23 protein-coding genes and 1 tRNA gene are annotated in these 24320 nt (G+C 67.5%); 8 read left to right on the top strand and 16 right to left on the bottom strand.

The genetic code is table 11. From position 1 onward, the window contains the following. Nucleotides 1-2: 2 nt before the first annotated feature. From A5728_RS12115 to A5728_RS12095, 5 genes are all read right to left on the bottom strand, one after another. Nucleotides 3-935, bottom strand: a complete 933-nt coding sequence (locus A5728_RS12115) for a cation diffusion facilitator family transporter (protein ID WP_064847305.1) — start codon at nucleotides 933-935, stop codon at nucleotides 3-5. After that, entirely contained in the window at nucleotides 935-1363 is a 429-nt protein-coding gene (locus A5728_RS12110) for a helix-turn-helix transcriptional regulator (protein WP_064847304.1), read from the bottom strand. The genes A5728_RS12115 and A5728_RS12110 overlap by 1 nt, the downstream gene beginning before the upstream one ends. 389 nt (nucleotides 1364-1752) lie before the next feature. Next, complete coding sequence (locus tag A5728_RS12105; protein WP_082943459.1) at nucleotides 1753-2394, bottom strand: pyroglutamyl-peptidase I; 642 nt, start codon at nucleotides 2392-2394, stop codon at nucleotides 1753-1755. A 27-nt stretch (nucleotides 2395-2421) separates the two neighbouring features. Further along, nucleotides 2422-2643 (bottom strand): DUF2200 family protein, encoded by a 222-nt coding sequence (locus A5728_RS12100; protein WP_082943458.1) that lies wholly within the window; start codon nucleotides 2641-2643, stop codon nucleotides 2422-2424. Between the two features lie 199 nt (nucleotides 2644-2842). Further along, nucleotides 2843-2915, bottom strand: a tRNA-Ala gene (locus A5728_RS12095). A 146-nt stretch (nucleotides 2916-3061) separates the two neighbouring features. Between A5728_RS12095 and A5728_RS12090 the strand changes: the two genes are divergently transcribed. Continuing rightward, on the top strand, nucleotides 3062-3829 hold the full coding sequence (locus A5728_RS12090; RefSeq protein WP_082943457.1) for a LysR substrate-binding domain-containing protein: 768 nt from the start codon (nucleotides 3062-3064) through the stop codon (nucleotides 3827-3829). A 10-nt stretch (nucleotides 3830-3839) separates the two neighbouring features. Here the strand turns inward: A5728_RS12090 and A5728_RS12085 are convergent, their stop codons facing one another. Then, on the bottom strand, nucleotides 3840-4916 hold the full coding sequence (locus A5728_RS12085) for a mechanosensitive ion channel family protein (protein WP_064847303.1): 1077 nt from the start codon (nucleotides 4914-4916) through the stop codon (nucleotides 3840-3842). A gap of 170 nt (nucleotides 4917-5086) precedes the next feature. Further along, entirely contained in the window at nucleotides 5087-6124 is a 1038-nt protein-coding gene (corA, locus tag A5728_RS12080; RefSeq protein WP_064847302.1) for a magnesium/cobalt transporter CorA, read from the bottom strand. 120 nt (nucleotides 6125-6244) lie between these two features. Here corA and A5728_RS12075 point away from each other — a divergent pair, with 120 nt between their 5' ends. The 3 genes from A5728_RS12075 (at nucleotide 6245) to A5728_RS12065 (ending at nucleotide 9157) form a co-directional block, all read left to right on the top strand. Beyond that, nucleotides 6245-6763: an NUDIX hydrolase gene (locus tag A5728_RS12075; protein ID WP_064847301.1), complete on the top strand. Its 519-nt coding sequence runs from the start codon at nucleotides 6245-6247 to the stop codon at nucleotides 6761-6763. Then, complete coding sequence (locus A5728_RS12070) at nucleotides 6760-7818, top strand: glycine betaine ABC transporter substrate-binding protein (protein WP_064847300.1); 1059 nt, start codon at nucleotides 6760-6762, stop codon at nucleotides 7816-7818. The genes A5728_RS12075 and A5728_RS12070 overlap by 4 nt, the downstream gene beginning before the upstream one ends. Before the next feature lie 121 nt (nucleotides 7819-7939). Further along, the gene (locus tag A5728_RS12065) at nucleotides 7940-9157 is read left to right on the top strand and encodes a pyridoxal phosphate-dependent aminotransferase (RefSeq protein ID WP_064847299.1); all 1218 of its coding nucleotides are present in this window, start codon (nucleotides 7940-7942) and stop codon (nucleotides 9155-9157) included. Between the two features lie 98 nt (nucleotides 9158-9255). On the opposite strand, the gene A5728_RS14910 is transcribed toward A5728_RS12065, so the two are convergent. Together A5728_RS14910 and xseA are read right to left on the bottom strand one after the other, a co-directional pair. Then, nucleotides 9256-9570, bottom strand: a complete 315-nt coding sequence (locus A5728_RS14910) for an exodeoxyribonuclease VII small subunit (RefSeq protein WP_064847298.1) — start codon at nucleotides 9568-9570, stop codon at nucleotides 9256-9258. 43 nt (nucleotides 9571-9613) lie between these two features. After that, nucleotides 9614-10906 (bottom strand): exodeoxyribonuclease VII large subunit, encoded by a 1293-nt coding sequence (xseA, locus tag A5728_RS12055; RefSeq protein WP_064847297.1) that lies wholly within the window; start codon nucleotides 10904-10906, stop codon nucleotides 9614-9616. Nucleotides 10907-10964: 58 nt separating this feature from the next. Here xseA and A5728_RS12050 point away from each other — a divergent pair, with 58 nt between their 5' ends. Beyond that, nucleotides 10965-11870 carry a hypothetical protein gene (locus A5728_RS12050; protein ID WP_064847296.1) on the top strand — a complete coding sequence of 302 codons (906 nt, stop codon included), beginning with the start codon at nucleotides 10965-10967 and terminating at the stop codon, nucleotides 11868-11870. Between the two features lie 4 nt (nucleotides 11871-11874). Then, nucleotides 11875-12957, top strand: coding sequence for a 4-hydroxy-3-methylbut-2-enyl diphosphate reductase (locus tag A5728_RS12045; RefSeq protein WP_064847295.1), 1083 nt, complete (start codon nucleotides 11875-11877; stop codon nucleotides 12955-12957). A gap of 6 nt (nucleotides 12958-12963) precedes the next feature. Here A5728_RS12045 and rmuC read toward each other — a convergent pair whose 3' ends face one another. Genes rmuC through A5728_RS12020 form a run of 5 tightly spaced genes read right to left on the bottom strand, consistent with a single transcriptional unit; the run spans nucleotide 12964 to nucleotide 17891 of the window. Next, nucleotides 12964-14166, bottom strand: a complete 1203-nt coding sequence (gene rmuC, locus A5728_RS12040; RefSeq protein WP_231885642.1) for a DNA recombination protein RmuC — start codon at nucleotides 14164-14166, stop codon at nucleotides 12964-12966. Nucleotides 14167-14220: 54 nt separating this feature from the next. Beyond that, nucleotides 14221-14832, bottom strand: a complete 612-nt coding sequence (locus A5728_RS12035; RefSeq protein WP_064847294.1) for a response regulator transcription factor — start codon at nucleotides 14830-14832, stop codon at nucleotides 14221-14223. Beyond that, nucleotides 14829-16172, bottom strand: a complete 1344-nt coding sequence (locus tag A5728_RS12030) for a sensor histidine kinase (RefSeq protein ID WP_082943455.1) — start codon at nucleotides 16170-16172, stop codon at nucleotides 14829-14831. Before A5728_RS12030 ends, A5728_RS12035 begins: the two co-directional genes overlap by 4 nt. After that, nucleotides 16169-16930: an ABC transporter permease gene (locus A5728_RS12025; RefSeq protein ID WP_064847293.1), complete on the bottom strand. Its 762-nt coding sequence runs from the start codon at nucleotides 16928-16930 to the stop codon at nucleotides 16169-16171. Before A5728_RS12025 ends, A5728_RS12030 begins: the two co-directional genes overlap by 4 nt. A 43-nt stretch (nucleotides 16931-16973) precedes the next feature. After that, nucleotides 16974-17891, bottom strand: coding sequence for an ABC transporter ATP-binding protein (locus tag A5728_RS12020; protein ID WP_064847292.1), 918 nt, complete (start codon nucleotides 17889-17891; stop codon nucleotides 16974-16976). Between the two features lie 165 nt (nucleotides 17892-18056). Here A5728_RS12020 and ychF point away from each other — a divergent pair, with 165 nt between their 5' ends. Further along, nucleotides 18057-19142 carry a redox-regulated ATPase YchF gene (gene ychF / locus A5728_RS12015; RefSeq protein ID WP_064847291.1) on the top strand — a complete coding sequence of 362 codons (1086 nt, stop codon included), beginning with the start codon at nucleotides 18057-18059 and terminating at the stop codon, nucleotides 19140-19142. A 58-nt stretch (nucleotides 19143-19200) separates the two neighbouring features. On the opposite strand, the gene mcrC is transcribed toward ychF, so the two are convergent. Both mcrC and A5728_RS12005 read right to left on the bottom strand, forming a co-directional pair. Then, entirely contained in the window at nucleotides 19201-20262 is a 1062-nt protein-coding gene (mcrC, locus tag A5728_RS12010) for a 5-methylcytosine-specific restriction endonuclease system specificity protein McrC (protein ID WP_231885641.1), read from the bottom strand. After that, complete coding sequence (locus A5728_RS12005; RefSeq protein WP_064847290.1) at nucleotides 20244-22490, bottom strand: AAA family ATPase; 2247 nt, start codon at nucleotides 22488-22490, stop codon at nucleotides 20244-20246. Before A5728_RS12005 ends, mcrC begins: the two co-directional genes overlap by 19 nt. 345 nt (nucleotides 22491-22835) lie before the next feature. Here A5728_RS12005 and A5728_RS12000 point away from each other — a divergent pair, with 345 nt between their 5' ends. Beyond that, nucleotides 22836-24266: an anion permease gene (locus tag A5728_RS12000; RefSeq protein ID WP_064847289.1), complete on the top strand. Its 1431-nt coding sequence runs from the start codon at nucleotides 22836-22838 to the stop codon at nucleotides 24264-24266. Nucleotides 24267-24320: the final 54 nt, after the last annotated feature.

The following is a 24320-nucleotide window of genomic DNA, read 5'->3' as shown; positions in this document are numbered from 1 at the left end:
AGTCAGGCGTGCAAAACCTCGTGGGATTCCGAATCGCGAATGTCCGCCGTTTCGATCTGGAACGTGGAGTGGTGTACCGACACATCGAAGTGTTCCGCGACACACGTCTTCACGTCCCGGAGCAAGTCTGCCGCATGCCCATCCCGGAAGCACTCGTCCTCCACGACCACGTGCGCGCTGATGGTGGGAAGGCCCGTGGCGACCGTGGAGGCGTGAACGTCGTGCACGTCCACCACGTGGTGCAGGGCCATGATGTGCTCGCGGAACAGGTCCAGATCCAGGCCGCGCGGCGTGAACTCCATGAGCACCGCTGCGGTCTCGCGCATGATCCGCACGGCGCGGGGAAGGATGAGCGCGGCGATGAACAGTGCCGCCACGGTGTCCGCGCGCTGGAACCCGGTGGTCGCGATCACCACGGCGGCCACGATCACGCCCAGCGAGCCCAGGGCGTCGTTGACGACCTCCAGGAACGCGGCACGCATGTTGAAGTTGCTCTCCCGACTCGAGGACAGCACCAGGATGGCCACCACGTTGCATGCCAACCCCGCGGTGCCGAAGACCAACAGCTCCGTGGGCGGTACCTCGCGCGGTTCCACGAGCCGCCGGACACCCTCCACAGCGGCGAAGATCCCCACGCCCAGTAGGAGGGTGGCCTGGCCGAGGGCCGCGATCACCTCCACGCGCCGGAAGCCCCACGTGTGCTTGGAACTGGCCGGGCGCGTCATCAGGTGCGCCGCGACGAGCGCTACGAGCAGCCCGATCGCATCCGTCAAGGCGTGGACGGTGTCGGTCAGCAGGGCCAAGCTCCCCGTGATTACCGCCCCCGCCGCCTGGGCCACGACCATCCCCGCGGTCAACCCGAAGGCCACCCGCAGTCGCCCCGGGTGTCCCGTGGCCCCAGCGTGGGTGTGACCGTGTACGTGTCCGGCGCCCATTACTCGGCCTCCCATCCCGACGACGACGCCGCCCCGCCCCACACTGCAGCGGTCCCGGTGGCGGGTCCCTGCGGGGGGTGGCGCAGGTGGGCGCACAGCACCGCGTCGGTGCCGGTGGCGTGCAGGATGTGTTCCGCGGCAGCGATCAGGGCCGCGAGTTCATGCGAGTGGGTGAGGGAATACCACGTGGCACGCCCCTCCGGCCGCGCCTGGATCAGGTGGCACTCCACGAGGAAGCTCAGGTGTTTGCTCACCGTGGACTGGGCCAGGCCCATGTGCTCCACGAGGTCCCGGACCCGGTGTTCCCCCGAGGCCAGGTGCTGAACCACGGCCAGCCGGGTCGGTTCACTCAGCGCCTGGAACAGGTGCGCGTACGCCGCGGTGGCTCGTGCATCCAACGTGGGGAGCTCACTTACTTCAATCGCCATAGAGCGATGATATCGCTGCACACCGCATGCGGGAAAGCATGGGACGATGTGTCGCCCTGGCCGCCGCGAACGACGCCCACCCCGCGAGCCTGCCCGGCGTCGTCGAGCTCCAGAATCCTGGCTGAGTCGCGCTCGCTGACCAGGGGAGTGCCCCCGTAGAAGGCAACGGACCACGGTGCGTCCAAGTTTTCGGTCACGGTCCGGGGCTCACCCAACGACGACGACGCCGCGGCCGTTTCGCTCGGGCCGGCTCGGACGTCCGGTCGCCGTTGCACGAGGTCAGAAGGAAAAGGCCGGACACAAGGAACGCGGTGGCTGCGGGACGTGATGTGGAAACCATGCTGAGCTCCTTTCGGGGCCGTGGCGTGGATCCGGCCTACCGGGGCTGTTCAGGCCGACTGCGATCCTGGCTCGAGGGCGACGGCGTGGACAGCGGCCGCCAGCGCGTGTGCGAGGTCGTCGAAACTCAGCGCTGAATCCGCGGGGGTGTGATCCGGGTCGGTCTCGGCACCGATCCCCGCTGATCCTCTCGACCTGACCGCGGGTACGTGGATGAACGCGGCGGGCAGATCCGTGCGGTGCAGCGCGGTCCAGAAGACGGCGTTGCACAGGAAAGCGCCTGCGTCGTCGGAGACCTCGGCCGGGATGCCCGCGTCCCGGACGGCATGGGCGAGCGCGGAAGGGTCAATGCGGGACTCGAGGCGCTCGGGACCCTCGGCGAGGGGAGCGGCGTCGCGGACCCCGCCGTCGTTGTCCGGGATGCGCCCGTGCCCCAGGTTCCTGGCCCACCGCTCAGGGGTGACGGCCGTTCGGCCGCCCGCTTCACCCACGGCCACGACGGCGTCGGGCCGGTGTTCCTCGACGGCCCGCAGCAGCGCGGGACCCGCTCCGGGCCATGTGACGGGGAGGATCGCCGTGGCGATGCATACGCCGTCGCTCGGCGCGAACTCGCGGAGCATGTCGACGGCGACGCCGCTCGCGTTCTCCGTCTCTCCACCGAAGGGCTCGAAGCCGGTCACGAGGATCTTCATGGGCTCACAGTATCCGCGCGCGGCGGGTCAGCCTCGGAGGATCTTCTCCATGGCAGGGGCGTCGGTGAAGGAGGTCTGGAAATCGACGTCGTTTTCGAGCTGGCTCCGCAGCTGCTCGGGGGAGTATCCGGTGAGCCAGCAGATGATCTGGTCCACCTCGTCCTTGGTGCGGCTCTTCTTCCCCGCCTTGGTCACGTAGTGCGGGCACACGCTGGCGACGCTCGTCGTGTAGCTGCGGTGCTGGGGCATGGGGCCCTTCTGCCGGGGGCAATGGGTGGCGATGCACGTGTGTCCCGAAAAGACATGTCCTTGGCGAATCGCATGTCTTCACGGGGCACAGATGTTCGCGACGGTCCGGCGGCCGCGCTCCCGACTCCATCGATCGGGAGCGCGGCGCGCGGACAGCAAAGATCCCGTGCCCTTCCGGACACGGGATCTGAGAAGAATGTGGAGCTTAGGGGAATCGAACCCCTGACCTTTTCATTGCGAACGAAACGCTCTACCAACTGAGCTAAAGCCCCGAACAACAGGGAACACTCTAGCCCTCCGCGCCGGTTTTCGCACATCCGTGCGCCACGAAGCCGTACGTATCGCTCGGATGGGCCTGCACGCCCAGCTCGGACAGGCCCGGACATGGCGCACGCACGGGTGCACTTAGGGTGGGAGCATGACCGCAGCGGACACCCCGACACCCCCCTCTGAGCCCGCGGAGCCGGGCGCGTTCACCGTGGGGTACGTCCCCGGTGTCATGCCCGGCAAGTGGTTCGGCCTGTGGCGCGAGCGCAGGATGCGCCCCGAGCTGCGGGACGTCCTGGTCCCGGCCGCGGAATGGCGCTCGGCGCTCCACGACGCCGCCGTCACTGCGTGTTTCGTGCGGCTCGGCTGGGCGCCGGGGGATCCTTCGCTCGAGGACCTGCGGGTCACCCACAATGCGGTGCACCTGTACGACGAGCTGCAGGTGGCGGTGCTGAGCACCGACGACCTTTTGACCGTCCTTGACTCCCTCACCCTCGCGCAGCTCACCGAGGAGTCCACCCCGCAAGCGCACGCCGACATCGACGACGCCGCCATGGCCGTCGAACTCGCCGCCGCCGGCGTGGGCCCCGTGGTGCTGCCGATGTCCGTGGCGCGCCTGCATGCCCGCAAGGACGTGACCTTTAGAGAACTCACGGACGCCCCCACCGTTCCCGTGGTCCTCGTGTGGCCTCGCGGCCTGGATGACGAGGGCGAGGACACGGTGCAGCGGTTCGTGGGGATCGTGCGTGGCCGTAAGGAGTCCAGTGGCAGGGAAGCGCCGCGAGACGGCGGCCGCACCAAGGATGGGGCCCGTGACAGGGACAGGCGAGCGGCGTCATCGGCGGGGAAGCGTAGCGCAGCGAAGCCGGGACGCGGGCGGCCCTCCCGGGGTGGGGGAGTCCGCCGGAAGCGGAGCTGACGGCCCGCGCTCAGCCGTCCCCGCGGCGTTCCGCGGACGTGGTTCCCTCGCCGGACTCGTCGCGGCTGGGGGTGCGGCCGTCCGGGGTGTGGCTGTCCACGTCCACGGGTTCGGGGCGCACCGGGGTGGTGCGCAGCTTGCCGGTCGTAGGCACACGCGGCACGGGGAAGGACGTGGTGGGTGCTTCTCCCTGTGTCTCGGGCTCGGCCCCCGTGCGCACTATGACCTGGTTGGTCAGCGGGATGCGCAGCCCGTCCCGGTCGAGCATTTTTTTGATCCGCACCCGCATCACGCGGGCCACGTCCCACTGCTCGAGGGGAGCGGTCTTGACGGCCAACCGGATCGTGATGCTCTCACCCGAGATGTTCTCCACACCCCACACCTCGGGGTCCGCGACGATGCTGGGACCCACGTCCGGATCGTCACGCACGAGCCGGGCTTCGTGTTCGATCATGTCCGCGATCAGGTCGATGTTGGTGTCGTAGGGGACGGGGATGTCCAGGACACAGCGGGCCCAGCCCTGGGACTGATTGCCCACGCGCAGGATCTCGCCATTGCGCACGTGCCACAGGGTGCCCTTCACGTCCCGGACCTGGGTCACGCGCAACCCCACGTTCTCCACGGTGCCCACGGCCTCACCGAGATCCACGGAGTCACCGATGCCCAATTGGTCCTCCGCGACCATGAAGATCCCGGAGAGGTAGTCCTTGACCAGGGACTGCGCACCGAAGGACAGCGCCACGCCCGCGATGCCCGCGGAGGCGAGCACCGGCCCGATGTTGTACCCGAGTTCCGAGATGATCATGAGGATCGCGATCGCCCACACCGCCACGGTGGACACGGACGAGAGCACCGCCCCGATGGTCCTGGCCCGCAGGCTCTGGCGTTCGGATGCCAGCCCCGCGTCCTGCACCCAGCGGGCCTGGCCGTGGTCAAAGCGCTTGATGATCCGCGATTGGGTGCCGCGTGCAATCCCCCGGGTGATCTTGCGGATCAGCAGGCGCACGAGCGCGGAGACCACCACGGCGCCCAGCAACACGAGCACCAGGCGGAACGGTTTGTCGAGCCAGAATTCCCAGTTGTCCATCCCCGCCAGGGTAATGGCCCGGGATGCGTGCCCGCTCAACGCGGAGCGGGAGCGGCCTCCGAGAGGGCCGCCGGACCACGTCGCCCGCGGACGTCACCCGCCGACGTCGCCCCCGGACCGTCCCACCGTGCGGCCCGTCCGCGCCCCAGCGAACCGACGCGTTGCGCGCCTCACAACCAGTTCTTGACCTTGAATACCGCGTAGAGCACCACGGCCACGAGCAGCATGAGGCCCAGGGACATGGGGTAACCCAGGCGCCAGTCGAGCTCGGGCATGTGGGTGAAGTTCATGCCGTAGATCGAGCCCACGATGGACGGCGCGAAGAGGATCGCCGCCCACGAGGAGATCTTCTTCATCTGTTCGTTCTGCTGCATGGCGGCCTCGTTCTGCCGCGCCGTGGTGAGGGTGGAATCCACGCTCATGGCGTCGGTGAGCGAGGCCCGCATGGATTCGAGCTTCCCGCTGACCTGGATCACGTGATCCAGCACGTCACGCAACCGGTGCTGCAGTTCCTCGTGCGTACCGTACTTGGTGAAGCCCGTGAAGTAACGCTGCATCACGTTGCTGAGCGGGGCCACCCCGCGGTGGAAGTCGTTGATCTCCCGGGCGAGCTCGTAGATCCGTTGCGAGACGTTCGGCTGCCCGGCGAACAACGCGTCCTCGATCTCGTCGATGTCGTTCTCGAGACCGTCGAGCACGGGGAAGTAGTCGTCCACGATCTGGTCCAGCAACGCGTACAGCACGCCGTCCGGACCGAAGCACAACAGCTCCCGGTCCTCCTCGACCCGCTTACGCACCCGCCCCACGCCGCTGGACTCGGAGTGACGGATGGTGATCACGAAATGGGGTCCGGTGAAGATGTGGATCTCACCGATCTCCACGGTCTCGGTCGCGTCCTGGTAGACCGCCGGGCGGATCACGGTGAACAGCGTCTCGCCGTAGCGTTCCATCTTGGGGCGCTGGTGCGCCTGGACGGTGTCCTCGACCGCGAGCTCGTGCAGGTGGAAGTGCTCGGCGAGCGAGCGGGTCTCGTCCGGTTCGGGCCGGTACAGCCCGATCCACGCCACGACCGCGTCCCCGCTCTCGGACGCGGAGGGCTCCCCGGGATGCTCCAGCATCCGCTGCAGCAGGTCGTACGTCTCCTCAAGGGACCGGGGCGACTCGACCCTGCGCCCGTTACGGTAAATGGCGTTCTCCACGATGCTCACCCGGACATTATGGGCCCCGCCCGCGCGCCGCACCGACCGCACCCTGCCGCGCCCGCACCGCCCCGGGGAAACCAGTCCGCTGTCAGGGGTCACCCGGAACGCGTCAGTAGACTGGCGCTCATGAGCAAGCCGTTCGATTCCCGCGTGGGCGCCTATGCCCTGATCACCCGCGACGAGCACGTGCTGTTGACGCACTGGAACCCCCGTCACCCGGGGTTCGACGGCGCGTGGACCCTTCCCGGCGGCGGCATGGAACCGGGGGAGCAGCCGGAGCAGACCATGATCCGGGAGGTCTTCGAGGAGACCGGTTTCCACGTGGAATCGGATGGCCTGGTGGGCGTGCACAGCTACTGGATGACCCCCGAGCAGCGCCTGGACGGTCAGCCCCGTGGCAATCACGCGTGCCGCGTCCTGTACACCGCCCACGTCACGGGCGGTGAGCTGGCGGTCGAGCAGAATGGTTCGTCCGACGACGCCGCGTGGTTCCCGATCGCACGCATCGACTCCCTCAAGCGGCTGGACCTCGTGGACCAGGGCCTGCGACTCTCCGGGCTCACGAGCGCCGTCGCGGACCCGGACACCCCACCCGAGGACATCCCCGAGCAGGACGTGGCCACCGAGCCCGGCCGGGACCGGTGAGTCACGGGGTGCGGCTGCGCGCCGTCGCCGCGCTCGCGAGCGGGGCCCTCCTGCTGAGCGCGTGCGGCGCGGGCGGCGGGACCGGCGGGCCGGACACGGAGACGGCGAGCCAGGCGGCGTCGTCGAACGCCACGGGGGAGTCCACCGTGAAGATCGCGACCGGTGTGGACCTGCAGACCCGCGTGCTGGCGCACCTGTATCAACAGCGGCTGGCCGCGGACGGGATCACCGCGAGCGTGGTGGACGTGGGGACCACGCGCGAACAGATCGTGGACGCACTGCAGGCCGGCCGCGCGACCATGGTCCCCGACTTCACCGGTGATTTGTACGTGTACGCGCGGCAGAACGAGCGGCCGGCCTCGCCGCAACCGAGTGTGAGCCCGTCGTCCACGCGTTCCCCCGCCCCGGACACGGACACCCCGCGCGGGCTGCTGGACTCGCTCGGGCAGTTGCTCGGCATCACGGGGGAGACCGGGCCGTCCGACGACGACGTGTACCGCGCCCTGCCCGGGGCACTGCCGCGCGGGCTGACCGTGCTCGATTCGTCGTCCGCGCAACGTACGGACCGCGTGGTGGTCACGGCCGCGACGAACGCGCAGTACAACCTGGGGGGCCTGAACACGATCGGGGAGCACTGCCCCGAGATGGCCGTGGGGATGACCCGGGGCTACGCGGACAGCGCCCAGGGAGAGCGCGGGCTGAAGGCCTATTACGACTGCGCGCCCAAGGCCGTGCCGGAGTTCGCTACCACCGGTGAGCTCGTGAATGCGCTGCTGAGCCACGAGGTGCAGGCCGCGGTGCTGCGTTCCTCCGAACCCGCGATCGACGACGACGGGCTCGTGGAACTGGACGACCCGAACCGACTGTTTCGCCCGGAGCGCGCGGTGGTGCTCAGCTCCGAGGGCATGGACGACCGGGCGGTGGCGTCGGCGAACGCGGTCTCAGCAGATCTCACGTCGGAGGACCTGACGACCATCACCCGGCTCGCGGGCGGGTCCGGTCCCGCGATGAGTCCCGAACAGACGGCCACGTTCCTACGCGAGCAGCCGCGCTGACGTGATCCGAGAAGTGCTGACGTGCGACGGGAGGCAGCGAGCGACGTCGTGGGCCCTTGAGCTGCGGAGCACCGCCGCGTGCCGACCGAATCGGGATGGGGGCGCCGAGTATGGTGACCCCATGGCAAAGGTGAAACAGTCCGACAAACTGAAGAACGTCCTCTACGACATCCGCGGGCCCGTGCTCGAGCAGGCGGAGAAGATGGAGGCCGCGGGTCAGCGCATCCTGCGCCTGAACATCGGCAACCCCGCACCCTTCGGCTTCGAGGCACCGGACGCCATCCTGGTGGACATGATCAAGAACCTGCCGAACGCGCAGGGCTACTCGGACTCCCGGGGCATCTACTCCGCGCGCACCGCGGTGGTGCAGTACTACCAGACGCGCGGGATCATGAACCTGGACACAGACGACGTCTACCTGGGCAACGGTGTCTCCGAACTGATCACCATGACCCTGCAGGCACTGTGCAATCCGGGCGACGAGATCCTCATCCCCTCACCGGACTACCCCCTGTGGACGGCGTCGGTGGCGCTGTCCGGCGGCACGCCCGTGCATTACACGTGCGACGAGGAGAACGGGTGGAACCCGGATCTCGAGGACATGGAATCCAAGATCACCTCGCGCACCAAGGGCATCGTGATCATCAATCCCAACAACCCCACGGGTGCGGTCTACTCACGCGAGACCCTGCAGAAGATCGTGGACCTGGCCAAGGAACACGAGCTCATCCTGTTCTCGGACGAGATCTACGAGAAGATCACCTACGACGACGCCGAGATGATCAACACCGCGTCCCTCACCGGTGAGGACGTGCTGTGCCTGACGTTCTCGGGGCTGTCCAAGGCCTACCGGGTGGCCGGTTACCGCTCCGGGTGGCTCGCGATCACCGGGCCGAACTGGCGCGCGGAGTCCTACCTGGAGGGCATCAAGCTGCTCGCCAACATGCGCATGTGCGCGAACGTGCCCGCTCAGCACGCGATCCAGACGGCGCTGGGTGGATACCAGTCGATCAACGACCTCATCCTCCCCGGCGGGCGGCTCAAGGCCCAGCGTGACATCGCCCACCGCAAGCTCAGCGAGATCGACGGCATCACGTGCGAGCAGGCCCGCGGTGCGCTCTACCTCTTCCCGAAGCTGGACGTGGAGAAGTTCGGGATCGTGGACGACGAGCGGTTCGCCCTGGACCTGCTCAAGGAACAGAAGATCCTGCTCAGCCACGGCACCGCGTTCAACTGGGGCAAGCCGGACCACTTCCGCCTGGTCACGCTGCCCGCGGTGGACATGCTGGACACCGCGCTGGATCGACTCGGCGAGTTCCTCTCCGGGTACCACCAGTAGCCGGTTCCTGACCCCGACAGCGGTCCGGGCGACGTCTCACCACGGGGTGACGTGGCCGGACCGCTCCGGGGGTTTACTGGTGACCGGACTCCACTGCGTCAGTCCTCCGACGCCGCCTGCTCCCGGTTCTCCTCGCGCCGGGCGCGGGCGGCGTCGAGGCGTTCGCGGGCGCCGTCGAGCCACTGCTCGCAGCGGGTGGCGAGGGCCTCGCCCCGTTCCCACAGGTGGAGGGACTCCTCCAGCGTGGTGCCGCCCGCTTCGAGCCGGGCCACGGTCTCCACGAGCTGCTCGCGGGCCTGCTCGTAGCTCAGACCGTCCACGTCCGAGAGATCGGGGCGGGTTCCGGCCGAGCCGCCGAGGCGGGAATCGTCCTGTCCGGTGCTGTGCTGTTCGCTGCTGTTCTGCTGTGCCACGGTGTGTCCTTCCGGTGGGGTCGAGGAGATCGAAGGGCGGGGTTCAGTGGTCCCCGGGCTGGCGGTTGGTGCGGGAGGTGACATTCACCCTGAGTTCCCCGGCGGCCAGGCGCACGGTGAGGTCCTGCCCCTCGGTGACGTCGCGTGCATCGGTGAGGACCGAACCGTCCGGGGTCTGCACGACCGCGTAACCGCGATCCAATGTCTGCTGCGGGGACAGAGCACGCACGCGGGCGCGCATCTGGGCCACCGTGTCCTGCGCTCGCACGGTCTGGGCGTTCACCGCGGACCACGCGCGCGAACGCCAGCGATCCAGGTCCTCCTCACGGACCAGGATCATGGAGTCCGGCTGGGCCAGGGAGGGCCGGGACCGCATGGTCTCGAGCCCCTGGTGTTCGCGCTCGATCATGGTGGCCACGGCACGGTCCAGGGCTCCGCGCGCCTGGGCAATGCGAAGGCGTTCCTCGTGCACGTCCGGGACGATGCGTTTGCCCGCGTCCGTGGGGGTGGAGGCGCGCAGGTCCGCGACGTAATCCAGCAGCGGTTGGTCGTTCTCGTGACCGATCGCGCTGACGACCGGCGTGTGGGCGGCGAACACCGCGCGCAGCACGGATTCGTCGCTGAACGACAACAGGTCCTCGAACGCGCCCCCGCCGCGGGCGATCACGATCACGTCCACGGCGTCCATGGCGTCGAGTTCCGCGAGGGCTTGGACCACGGCGCGCGCCGAACCGGCTCCCTGGACCGGAACCTCGCGGATCTCGAATTGCACACCCGGCCACCGGTTGGTGGCGTTGCGCACCACGTCCTTCTCGGCATCGGAATTGCGCCCGGTGATCAACCCGACCCGGTGGGGCAGCACCGGGAGGGGTTTCTTGTGGGCGGGATCGAACAGACCCTCTTCCGCGAGCGCTCGCCGCAATCGTTCGAGGCGTTCCAGGAGGTCCCCCAGACCCACGGGGCGGATGTCTCGCCCGATCATGGACAGCCGCCCGGTCTTGACGTACAGATCCGCCTTGAGGTTAACGATCACCCGGGAGCCCCGTTCGAGGGGGCGTTCCAACCGGGACATCTCCGCCTTGAACATGGTGACGCTGACCGAGACCTCGTCGTGGAGGTCGCGCAGCGTCACGTAGGAGACGCGGGCGCGGTGGTTGACCTCGATCACCTGACCCTCGACCCAGGCCGCAGGTGCGCGTTCGATCCACCCATGCAGCCCGTACGACAGCTTGCTGAGCGGCCACGGATTCTCCGGCGTGGTGTCCCGCGCCAACCGTGGCGTCTCGGCGGGGCGTTCCGGTGCGCCGGTGTCTTCGCTCGGGGGCCACGTACTCATGGGACATAAGTATCACCCGACGGGGACACGCACAGCCGGTTCTCCGTACATTGGAGTCGTGAGCTCATCTCCGTCATCCCGTCCCGCGGCGCTGCTGCGCAGCCTGTGCGCCGCCCTGTGCGCGATCGTGGCCGGTGCGGGGTTCGCCGCGTGGCTGGGGCTGACCTGGGTCCAGGACCATCTGCTCTCGCCCTCGGGGTTCCAGGACACCGCGGCGGCCGTGGTCACCGAGACGACCTTCCAGGACGAACTCGTGCGCACCGTCCTGGACCGCGCGACGTTCAACGCCCTGAGCGACGTCGAGGTCGGGATCGAACCCGTGGACCAGGCCATCGAGCGGGTCCGGGAAACGGCGGTCACCGCCGCACAGTCCTGGCTCACCGCCCCCGAGCAACAGGGGACGTGGATCCAGGTCCTGCAGGACACCCACGACGCGAACGTACCCCTGAGCGCCGATTCCGCGGACGCGCCCGAACACCTCGTGGTGGACGCCACCGCGTTGGGTGCCGCCGTGGATCACCAGGTCGAGGACGTCATCGGGATCTCCCCGGGGATCGCCCGCAACGATCTGATCATGACGGTCCCCGGTGCCGAGACCGGTCGCATGCTGGACGCCCTGGTGGGGCTCGCCCCATGGCGGTATGCCCTGCCGTGGCTCGTGGGGTTGCTCGCGGTGCTCGCCGTGGTGGTCAGCCCGCGGCGGTGGCTCGCGATCGCCGGGGTGGGCCTGGCCGGTGTGTTGTTTACAGGTGTCCTACTCGCCATGGTGCTGTGGGCCGCGAGCTCCGTGGTGGACGCGTCCGGTGTGGAACCCGTGGCGCACCTGGTCACGGAACAGATCATCACTCTGCTGCGAGAATCCTTCGTGGGACGCAGCGTCACGGGCATGATCGGTGCCGCGTGCGTGGCCCTGGTGGGTGTGATCGGCGCCGTGGTGCGCTCCCGTACGGTCACTTACCATTAAGGACATGTCCACTGTGGTTGACCTGTCCATGCCCACCGTTCCCCGGGTTCGTCGCACCCCCCAGGAAATTGCCGACGCCGCTCCGGTCACCGGAGAGCGCAAGGTCCTGTTGGCCGCGCCGCGCGGATACTGCGCGGGCGTGGATCGCGCGGTGATCGCCGTGGAGAAGGCGCTCGAGCACTACGGTGCCCCGGTGTACGTGCGCAAGGAGATCGTGCACAACAAGCACGTGGTCCAGACCCTCGAGGAGCGCGGTGCGATCTTCGTGGAGGAGACGGACGAGGTGCCCGAGGGCTCCCTGCTGGTGTTCTCCGCCCACGGGGTGTCTCCGGCCGTGGTGCAGTCCGCCCACGACCGCAACCTCCACACCATCGACGCCACGTGCCCGCTCGTGACCAAGGTGCACCGCGAGGCCGTGCGCTTCGCCAAGAGCGACTACGAGATCCTGCTCATCGGCCACGTGGGCCACGAAGAGGTCGAGGGCACGTTCGGGGAGGCCCCCGAACACATCCAGATCGTGAACTCCCCGGAGGACGTGGACAGCATCGAGGTCCAGGACCCGGACAAACTCGTGTGGCTGTCCCAGACCACGTTGAGCGTGGACGAGACCATGGAGACCGTGAACCGGTTGCGTGCCCGGTTCCCCAACATGATCGATCCCCCCAGCGACGACATCTGCTACGCGACCTCCAACCGCCAGGCGGCGATCAAGGAGATCGCCCCGCAAGCGGACCTGGTGATCGTGGTGGGCTCGGCCAACTCGTCGAACTCCGTGCGCCTCAAGGAGGTGGCCCTCGAGTACGGGGCCCGGCGCGCCGAACGCGTGGACTTCGCCCATCAGGTGGACGAGTCCTGGTTCGAGGGTGTCGCAACCGTCGGCGTGACCTCCGGTGCTTCGGTTCCCGAGGTCCTCGTGCGCCAGGTCCTGGATCTGCTCGCGGAGTACGGCTACGGGTCCGTGGAGGAAGTGGAGACCGCCCAGGAGGACATCCTGTTCTCCCTGCCCAAGGAACTGCGCGCCAAGCTGGCCCAGGACGGGGACACGTCCCGTCGGCTGGGCGGCCGCGGGGCCAAGCCCACCCGCTGAGCCGCGTCAGTCCTCCACGAATTCCGTGGCCGTCAGCGGCCGGGGGACCGAGTCCACGGGTTTGGTGTCCAGGGCATCGGTTCCCGCGCTCGTGGGATCCAGTTCGGCGATCTTCCGGGCAGAGGGCAGCACCCGTGATTCCAGCGACCCCACGAGTTTGTTGTACCCGTCCACGGAGCGCCGCAGTGACCCGCCCATGTCGGCCAGGTGTTTGCCCACCGCGCCCATGCGGTCATACAGCTCCCGCGACAACCGGTAGAGCTCCCGCGCGTTGTCCGTGAGGGTGGCCTGGCGCCAGCTGAATGCCACGGCCTTGAGGGCCGCCAACAGGGACACGGGGGACACCAACGCCACGTTGTTGCGCGCGGCGTACTCCAACAGGGACGCGTCCGCGTCCAGGGCAGCGGCGAGCGCGGACTCGATGGGCACGAAACACATCACGAGCTCGGGGGAGTTCTCCTCCGCGGACCAGTACCTCTTGGTGCCCAGGGTGTTCACGTGGGAGCGCAGTGCTTTGGCGTGGGCCATGAGCAACTGGGCGCGGCGCTGCTCGCTCTCCGCCGCGCCGTCCGACGCGACCGCCTGGGCGTCCAAGTACGAGTTCATGGGGGCCTTGGCATCCACCACCACGGTCTGCGCACCGGGCAGGTTGACCACCATGTCGGGTCGCTGCACGCCGCTGTCCGTGGTACGCACGGCCTGCTCGGTGAAGTCCACGTGGCGGGTCATCCCGGCGGCCTCCACGACGCGGCGCAACTGCATCTCACCCCACGCACCGCGCGCGGTGGTGGAACGCAGCGAGGATTCGAGCGAGCCCGTGGCCTGCAGGAGTTGCCGGTCCGTGGTGCGGGCCGCTTCCAACGCCTGGGCGACCGCGCCGAACTGCTGGGCGCGGTCCCGTTCCAACTGGTTCACGTGTCGCCCCACGGTGGAGAGTTGATCGTTGAGCGGAGCCAGGGCGCGCATCACGTTCTGGTCCTGCACCGAGCGGGCCTCGAGTGAATCCACCCGTTGTTCGAGTTGTTCGCGGGCGGAACGATCCGCGGCCGCTTCCTGTAGCGCGGCGAGTCGTTGTTCCTGGGCCTCGTCCAGCTCGGTTTCCAGCACCCTGGCCTTCCGCGAGGCCACGAGGTACCCGAGCACCCCGCCAACCACGAGCGCGAACAGCGCCCACAGCCACCACACCTGAGACATCACGGAACCGTCCATGGGCTCACGATGACAAGACCGTCCGACACGCACAAGCGCACGGGTGACCGCGGCTCAGATCCACCCGTTGCGCAGGGCCAGGGCCGCGGCCTCCAACCGGTTCTGCACACCCGTCTTGCCGATCGCGGAGGACAGGTGATTGCGCACCGTACCGGGGGAGAGGTGCAGGGCCGCGGCGATCCGCTTGGCGGACGCGCCGTTCGCGGCCTCGCGCAGCACGTCCTGCTCCCGCTGGGTCAGCGGGTTGGCACCGGCCACGAGTGATTCCTCCGCGACCGCGGGGTCGATCGCGCGCAGCCCCGCATGAACGCGCCGGATGGCCTCCGCGAGCTGCTCCGCGGGCGTGTCCTTGACCACGAAGCCGCTCGCCCCGGCCTCCAAGGCGCGGCGCAGGTACCCCGGCCGGTCGAACGTGGTCACGATCAGGCACCGCGTTCCCGAGCCGCCGGCTGTGATCTCCCGGGTGGCCTCGAGCCCGTCCAGTACGGGCATCTCGACGTCGAGCAGCGCCACGTCTACGTGCTGTGAGGTCACCGCGGCCACGGCCTCCCTGCCGTCGCCCACCTGGGCCACCACGCGGATGTCCGGTTCCAGGTCCAGCAAGGCTGCGAGCCCGGCCCGGACGAGCGCTTGGTCGTCGGCGATCACCACGCAGATCGGATTCATGCCGGCTCCACCACGATCCGCAATCCACCGTCCGTGCCGACCACGGGCGAGGTCAGGGTCAACCGCAATCCGGCGGCCTCGGTCCGCTCCCGCATGCCCCGCAGGCCATTGCCGGGTAGTCCGTTGCCGTGCAGCACGGACGACGACGCCGCTGCCGCCCCGTTCCGCACGTGGCCCGGCCCGGTGCTGTCCCCGGTCCGTCCCGACCCGGGGTCGTCGGCCGCTCCACCCGAGCCAGTGTTGCCACGCACGGGGGACATGACGACGTCGTCGACCAATGCGCGCGTGGCCGCGTCGGAGGGTGGGGCGGGTACAGCGTCGTCGTCCGTTCGTGCGAGGCCCACGCCGTCATCGGTGATGGTCAACGTGGTGGGAGTGAGCGTGACCCGGCACGAGGAAGCCGCGGAATGACGCACCGTGTTGGTCACGGCCTCACGCAGGATCCAGGCGAACGCGGAACGCCGTGCTGCGTCGATCGAGGGCACGGTGTCGGGCAGGTGCGGCGTGATGCCTGCCGAGCGCAAAGCGGCGCGGGCCTGGACGAGTTGGACGCTCAGCTCCGGTTCGCGCAGTTTGCCCACGGTGGAGCGCACGTCGGTGAGGGAGTCGCGGGTCAGGACCAGGACGTCGTCGAGTTCCTGGGCGGCTCGCTGCGGATCGGTGGTCAGCAGCCGCTGGGCCAGCTGGACCTTCATGGACACCACGGTGAGGGAATGGCCCAGGATGTCGTGGACGTCGCGGCCCACCGCCTCGCGCTGCCGAGCCAGCTCCAGCTCCCGCTTCAGTTCCTCCTGGACCCCGGAGCGTTCCATCATCCACCGGGAGATGAGCAGCAGGAAGACCGCGGGCAGGGTCCCGATCAGCGGCCACCCCCACTCGTGCGGCGGTCGGGCGAGCAGCCACGGGACGCTCGCCGCGAGCACCACCACCGCCGCGGAGATCAGTGAGGCCCGCATACTGAACCGGAAGATGCACACGGCCACGAAGAACGGCGCCACGTACGTGACGGCCAGCCCCGCGGCCGGCACCACGAGAGCCAGCGGCAGTAAGAGAACGAGACACCAGAACAGGGCGTTGGCCCGTTCGCTGCGGCGCGGGAACGGGTACTCGAGCAACCACGAGACCACGTAGAGTGCGGCGAACAGGCCCAGACCGGTCAGGCCCAGCGCCTTCGTGCCGCTCGAGACGGGTGCGGAGAGCACCCCGGAGGCCGGGAAGAAGAGGAAGACCAACCACACGGACGCGTAGAGGACGTCCGGCCACGTCGATGTCCCCGGGGCGGGGTCGCTCGCGCACGCGGTACCCCGGACCGCGGGGTTCTCGGAAGTCCTGGTGGTCATCGGCGGGCCGTTGCTCTCCGGGCCGCGATCAGGGCGATGGCGCCGAAGATCGCGGCCCAGACACCCACGTTGGCCAGTAGCAGCCACACGCTGTCCTGTTCGGCCGTGCCGTCCACGGCGACCACCCAGCCTTCGGTAATCGGATAGCGGGCAAGTCCCACGATCCCATACAAGGGCGTGAAGCGGGCGAAGTCCAGCAATGCACCGGACAGCGGCATGAACACGTTGCCCAGGAATGCGAGCACCACGAGCAGACCGGACGCCGCGCTCACGGCCCCGTCCGAGCGGAACAACAACCCCGCGGCCAGTCCGTAGAGCGCGAAGACCGAGGAGCTGGCCACCACGATCCCGGCGGTCGCGAACCAGCGCCAGAGGTCGTCCAGCATGGAATTGGTGAGCAGGCCGGCCAGATACACGATGATCACCGGTATCACGGCCACGGAGACCGCCACCGTGACCTTGGTCGCGGCGTACCCGCCCGTGCCCATGGGGGTCATGGCCAATTGGCGGCCCCACCCCTGCAGCCTCTCGACCGCCGCACTGCCCGCGATGGACGTGGTGGCGGTGACGGCTCCGTACGCGGCCATGGACACCATGAGGTACGCGGAGACGTTGCCGTGGCCCGAGGATTCCCCGGACCAGCCCTGGGTGACGCCGAACATGACGAACAATGCGGCGGGCAGGACGGCGATGAAGAACATGTTCGCGACGTCCCTGACCTGGCGCCAGAAATCGTGGAGTGTGTAGGTGAGGTTCATGACGGGATCCTTCGTGGGTCGGATGAGGCGGGGACGCTGCGGTTCAGTGCTCGCCAGAGCGGTTCACGCGGGCGGCGAAGGCGTCCTCGAGCCCGCCGCGGGAGATCTCCAGCTCGGTGGCCGGGGTCTCGGTGAGCAGGACGCGGGCCAGCCGGTCCGATTCCCGGGTGTGCGCGGTGACGCGGGTGCCCGCCCGATCGAGGTGCGTGACGCCGGGAAGGTCCGGCAGCGGCGTCGTCCCCGGCCAGGAGAAGGAGACGGTCTGACGGGTGGAGGCGGAACGGAAGCTGTCGAGCGTCCCGTCGTGGTGGACCATGCCGTGGTCCATGAGCACTACGCGCCGCGCAAAATCCTCCGCTTCCTGGAGGTAGTGGGTGGCGAACACGACCGTGAGCCCGCGCTGGGCCTCGACATGCATCGTGTCCCAGAACTCGGCGCGGGACTGCACGTCCATGCCCGCGGTGGGCTCGTCCAGCACGAGCAGTTCGGGGCGGGGGAGCAGAGCGAGCGCGAACCGTACGCGTTGCTGCTGACCGCCCGAGCACCTGGACACCTTGCGGTTCGCGAACTGCGCGGCTCCGGCCCGCTCGAGCACCTCGGCCACCGGCGCGTGGTCGCGGTAGAGCGAGGCGATCATGGTCACGGTCTCGCGCACGGACAGGTCCCCGAGCAGCCCGCCCGCTTGCTGCACCGCGCCGACCTTCCCGTACGCGACCGCGGCGCGCGGCGTCTCACCGCACACGCGCACCTCGCCCTCGGTGGGGTCGGTCATGCCGAGGACCATGTCCAGCAGGGTCGTCTTCCCGGCGCCGTTGGAACCGAGCAGGGCGACGACGTCGCCGCGCGGGACCCGCAGCGAGACACCCCTCACGGCGCGCACCGTTTCCCGGCGGGTGCGGAAGGACTTGACGGCGTCCGTCACGGTGATCGCGGGGGCTTCCCGGGGTGCTGTGGTGTTCATGACTCCACCCTCCCGCGGGCGGCCCGGGCCCGGAACCGTGGTTTGTCACGACGTGGGGGTGACAAGTGTCAGGGGTGGGCACTTCCGATGGAACCTGCTGACGCGGGGACGGAACGTGCGCGGGCGGGCCCCCCGGCGGACCGGGCACCGGTAGACTGGTCTGCCGTGGCTCTTACTATTGGAATCGTCGGTCTGCCGAACGTCGGAAAATCAACCCTGTTCAACGCGCTCACGCGCAACACGGTGCTCGCCGCGAACTATCCGTTCGCGACCATCGAGCCGAACGTGGGTGTGGTGAACCTGCCGGACGAGCGGCTGGACAGGCTCGCGGAGATGTTCGGTTCGCAGAAGGTGGTGCCGGCCACGGTGTCTTTCGTGGACATCGCGGGCATCGTGAAGGGTGCGTCCGAGGGGGAGGGGCTGGGCAACCAGTTCCTGGCGAACATCCGTGAGGCGCACGCGATCGCCCAGGTGATCCGCGTGTTCGACGATCCGGACGTGATCCACGTGGACGGCAAGATCGACCCGGCCTCGGACCGCGAGACCATCAACACCGAGCTGATCCTGGCGGACCTGCAGACGCTGGAGAACGCGATTCCCAAGCTGGAGAAGCAGGTCAAGATCAAGAAGGGCTCGCCCGAGCAGCTCGCGGCGTACCAGGCCGCGGAGAAGGTGCTGGCGGAGGGCCGCACGATCTTCGAGGCCGCCGGGCCGGAGAAGCTGGACACTGACAATCTGCGCGAGCTGAACCTGCTCACCGCCAAGCCGTTCATCTACGTGTTCAACGCGGACGAGGGCGTGCTGTCCTCACCCGAGCGTCAGGCTGAGCTGGAGGCGCTGGTGGCGCCCGCGCAGTGCGTGTTCCTGGACGCGAAGCTCGAGGCGGATCTGGTGGAGCTCTCCGAGGAGGAGGCCCGCGAGATGCTGGAGATGGAGGGCCAGGACGAGTCCGGCCTGGACAAGCTGGCCCGCGTGGGCTTCTCCACCCTGGGCCTGCAGACCTACCTCACCGCCGGCCCCAAGGAGGCCCGTGCGTGGACCATCAACCGGGGCGACACCGCCCCCAAGGCCGCCGGGGTGATCCACTCGGACTTCGAGCGGGGCTTCATCAAGGCGGAGATCGTCTCCTACGACGACCTCATGGCCGCCGGGTCCATGGCCGATGCGAAGGCCGCGGGCAAGGTGCGCATGGAGGGCAAGGAGTACGTGATGCAGGATGGGGATGTGGTGGAGTTCCGGTTTAACGTCTAAGACTGGCAACAGACCCAGACCCGGTCCCGGGCATGGGGACCATCAAAAGTTTTGCCGGTCACAGCCACGCAAGCTGGGCCTCGAGCTCATGCCTCAGATCGGGCCACGGGGCAGCCAGGTCAAGCGTCCGCGCTCCGAGCCGGTTTCCCTGGATGACCACGTCCACGTTGGGTTGCGCCGGTGCGTCGGTACGGGCGTAGAAGAGCAGGCCGCTGACAGTCCCATCGTTGCTGACGTCGGCGTTCTTGATGTACGACAGCATCTGGTAGAGGTTGGCGGAGTGCACCGTCAGTTTGCCGTAGGCACCTGACGTCAACGGTTGGGAGTAGTACTTGGCGTCGATGATCAGGGTGCGGGTGCCAGACGTCAGCGTCACATCAGTTCTCATCGCGGGTAGCTGATCTGCCCCCACGGCGGTCACAGGGTCGTAGTCCCAGGCTACGTGTCGTGCCGCGGGGGAGAGCTCCGGGTGGTGGAAAGCGTAGTACTCCCGGAGAAAACGCTCGTACAGGGCACTCATGGCTTCCTGAGACAACCATTCGGCAAGTTGCGTATCGCCGGAGTTTTCGGTGGGCAGCAACCCTTCCACAACGAGCTGGCACACTCCGAGAAGAATTCGATACGCGGCGTTTCTGCGGTGGTAGGTGAATTTCTCCCAGCGGATCGACCGGGGCGATACCAGCGTGACGGCGTCCAAATAGGGGAGCAGCCGCCGCAACGCGTCCTTGCGGGGTTGCCCCACCTCGCCATGACGGATCAGCAGCACCATTACTGATTTGAGGGCCTGGTTGAACGGCGTGTCCGGTTCGTACGCGTCGAAGGTGCAGGAGACACTGCCCGGGGTGACGGCCCGGGCCACCATGGTGGCGGTCACGTCGATTCGTCCACGCACTGTTGTCAGCTGCTCATCGCGGCGCAGGTAGTCGTGATGCACCCCGCGCTTCACCTGCGCGGACACTCCCTGCGCCAAGATCTCCGCGAAAAGGTCATGGATGTGGGTGAATTCCTCCGTGCCCACGTCAGACGCGTCCGGAGTGCGTATCGCGCGGAAGGCATAGGCCAGCATCACGTAGATGTTGCGGATAGTGGCCGTGCGATCTTTCATGCTGCGGCGGCCCACAGTTTGTCCGACCACTCCTTGACTCTGGCCGTCTCGTCGAACCAGTACTCCTCCAGCAGCGGAACCAGTTCGTGACGAATGACCGACGCCAACCACGCCCGGTCCGCTTCCACGGCCCTCGAAGGCTTGGAGAGGAAGCTGTGGCCAATTTCGAATCCCCGCCCCAGTGCGGGGTCCCCAGAAATTTTTTTATTGAGTTGCACGACCGTCTCCACGACTCTTTCCAGTGCGGGGTTCTCCGCCTCGTCGAGCCACGTCCGGAAACCCTCGGAATCAAACCCCGGACGCATGTCGAAGAACCCGAAACGGCGGCGCAGGGCGTAGTCGAGCACAGCAAGACTTCGATCAGCGGTGTTCATCATGCCGATGATGTGAAGGTTTTCGGGTACAGAAAACAACTCATTCTTGTGCAGCAGGCGGATCTCCTGACCCCGTTTGTCCTCCTCGATGAGCATCAGCAGCTCACCAAATATTTTGGAGATGTTCCCTCTGTTGATCTCGTCGATGATGAAGAAGTACGGGCGGGAACCGTCATCCGCGCGGGCGGTTTCACAGAACCTGTAGAAGGGGCCCTCGGTCAGGACAAAACCCCCGGACTCCGTGGGTCGATAACCCATGATGAAGTCCTCGTACGAGTAGCTCTGGTGGAACTGCACCATCTGCACGCGGTGAGGGTCTCTCGCCCCGATCATGGAGTACGCCAGACGCTTCGCCGCGTACGTCTTCCCGACTCCTGGCGGCCCTGCCATGATGACGTTCTTCTTGCGCCGCAGCAGGGAACTCAGGCGGTCGTAGCTGTCCTCAGACATGAACACCGTCTCCAGGAAGTCTTCTTTGCCGTATGCAGGGGCGGGTCTCGATGACGCCGTCAGTTCCACCCCGGTTTCCCCAGTGGTGAGTTCTTCGAGCTGTTCGACGTAGTCACGGTACTTCGTGATGTCGGTCAGTGTTTTTGTCACGGCGTCGCCCGGATGCGGCCAAGAACCCTGCCGGTCCCACTCCACGGCTACCACATGGCGGTACGTCTCCCGGTCCGGCTCGAACCTGGGCTCGGAGACGACCACGCCGCGCCCGATCACCTCGCGTCGTCCTCGCTTGGCGTAGACCACGTCCCCAATTTTGAGGTCGTGCTGAAATTGCCACAGGGCTAGTGCGTCATGACTGTGAGCGGTGGCACCGGATCCTTCTCGACTCAGGGCTTGGCGAATCGACTCGCGGCTCGGGTACTGCGCAAGATCGCCCAGTTCGTCCCATTCGATGGCCATGATTCCTTCGGTGAAGAACTGGGACCACATGCATGCCTGGGGCCCAGGGGAGTAGAGCCAGTAGTGGGTGGGGCGGGGCTCCGCCGAGGTGACACTCGACTCCTCCTCGGAGGGGTTCGTCGGGTCTGGTTGCCAGAGCTCCGCGACGCCCGCTGTCCAGAAATGGAACGGTTCCGAGAACTCTTTGGCCAGATCACCACGAATGGCGAAAAGGTCGCGGTCGATGGCCGCAGGGTCGTCTCCGGAGGAAGTGGAGACCCGGTTGGCCAGCGCATCTCGAATGTTTCTCTTCATCTGCATGGAAGAGATCGGCTCAAACGTGTCCGGGGCGGCGAGGAACTGGAAGGCGTTTCGAATGTCGGGACGGTCGGTTCCAGAAGCGAGCATCACTCGTTGCAGAGCCCACGGGTCTGCGCGCGCTTTTTCCCGTTCTGGATCACTCAACGAATCCCAGTGACGAATGAATGTGGAGACCCAGATGATGTGTTTCCACAAGGCCCCGTTGTACCCCATGCCAGGTACGAAACCAGCAGTGTTGGAACGGCGGTCCAAACAGCGTGATATGACGGCCGGTATGCTGATGGACGGGTCGTCGAGGTGGCGCAGAATTCTTTCAACGTGCTGTCGGCGTGTTGCGGGTCGCGCGTTCCGCACTGGGTGCTCGCGCAGGAAGGAAATTTCCGCGGCCAGAAGGACGACGGCGCGCGAGGCTCCGGTCAGCTGCACTTCCAGCTTGTCCCACTGTCCCTGTGCCGTGCCCTCGATGGGATTGTCCTCCACGCGCCTGCGAAGGTCTTCTGCAGCGTCGACCGTCCAGATCTTCGTGTGTGGATCTATGGTTGAGGCGCCATCCCCCAGCATGTGAGAGATCAGATCGTGCACGTCCCGCGCGATATCCATGTCGGGCGTCGGTCGTGAAGCCGTGACGAACGAATCGATTGCTGTCCTGCTCTCCTTGGCCATGTGGTCATTCTTCCTCCTTCTGGTTCCCTTGCGGTCCTGGATGCATGAAACATTTGTGCGGGGGGAGGGGGGCGAGAAGCGCCCAATCCGAAGCTTTCCGGGGGATGGGGCACGAACCCGTACGACCCAGCACATATGTCTCAGGCCGATCGGTTTGGCAGACCCCGCCGGACATGAGGGCGCGTTCAAACAGCAACCGGTCCCTGTCTGCATACCCCGGCGTGGCCCCCCAGGGCGGGCCAGCACCAGGTCTACAGTTGTTACCGTAAACGTCCTTCGCTGAAGCGAGGCCCGGAGAGGACAATGTCGAGTAGCCAGGTCGATTCCACAACCAGTTCGAGAAGAATGGATCGGGGCACCGTCTCCATGCTCTGGAAGTTCGGACTGATGGTGCTGGTGGGCGCGGTGATCTTCTTCATCCCGGCACCCGAGGGCGTGGACCCCCGCGGCATGCACATGCTCGGCATCTTCGTTGCCACCATCCTGGGGCTCATCCTGCAGCCTCTGCCCACCCCGTCGGTGGCGCTGATCGGTCTGGCCACGGCCATGATCACCGGTGCCATGGATGTCAAGAGCGGGGAGGCGCTGAGTGGATTCTCCAACTCCGCCGTGCTGCTCATCGTCGCGGCGTTCTTCATCGCGGACGGCTTCTTGCTCACCGGGCTGGGGCGCCGCGTGGCCCTGATGTTCCTCAGGGTCCTCGGCAAATCGCCCCTGGGCATCGCATACGGCATGGCCGTCACGGACCTCCTGCTCGCACCGGCCACCCCGTCCAACACGGCCCGCGCGGGTGGTGTGATCTACCCGATCGTCCGCTCCGTCGCGGAGGTCCAGGGTTCCACCCCGGACACCGACGAGTCCCGCAGGAAGCTCGGCTCCTACCTCACGTTCACCGCTGCCCACGTCAACGTGATCACCAGCGCCATGTTCATCACCGCCATGGCCGGCAATCCGCTGGCCGTGGCCTCCGCCGAAAAGCTCGGCGTGCACATCTCCTGGGGCCAGTGGGCCCTTGCCGCCCTGATTCCCGGCCTCGTGAGCCTGGCGGTGGTCCCGTGGCTGCTCATGAAGGTCTACCCGCCCACGCTGAAGAGCACCCCGGAAGCGCCCACCATGGCGCGCAGCGAGCTGCAGAAGATGGGGTCCATGACCCGCGGTGAGATCATCATGGCGGCCACGTTCGTGCTGCTCCTGCTGCTGTGGGTCTTCGGCACGGCCATTGGCGTCAACGCCACCACGGCGGCCTTCGTCGGCATTGCGGTGCTGCTCGTGACCAAGGTGCTCACCTGGAACGACATGGCCAAGAACGGCTCCGCCTGGAACACCCTGATCTTCTTCGCGGTCCTGGTGGGCATGGCGGAGAACCTGAACAACCTGGGCGTCATCACCTGGATCGGCTCGGTGGTTTCCGGTGCCGTCGGCGGCATGCCCTGGGCTGTTGCCTTTGCCATCCTGGCGCTCGTGTACTTCTACGCGCACTACATGTTCGCCTCGAACACCGCGCAGATCGTCGCCATGTACGGCGTGTTCCTGGGCGCGGCCATCACCGCCGGTGCCCCGCCGATGTTTGCGGCCCTCGCTCTCGGCTTCATCGGCAACCTCTTCGGCGCCATCAGCCACTACGCGTCCGGCCCGTCCGGGGTGGTCTACGGCTCCGGGTACGTCAAGGTCTCCGAGTGGTTCAAGGTCGCCTTCATCATGTCCGTCGCGATCATCGTCATCTGGACCGTGGTGGGCAGCGGCTGGATGTGGGTCCTCGGCGACCTCGCCATGTAGTCCGCCCGGCAAACCCTCCCCGCACGACGACGCGCGGTACCCCCCCCGGGGCAC

Origin of the sequence: Kocuria sp. ICS0012, from assembly GCF_001665945.1 — a bacterium.
GTDB classification, from domain to species: domain Bacteria; phylum Actinomycetota; class Actinomycetes; order Actinomycetales; family Micrococcaceae; genus Kocuria; species Kocuria marina.
Note: the sequence above shows the minus strand (reverse complement) of the source record. Positions and strands in the feature narration are given on the sequence as shown.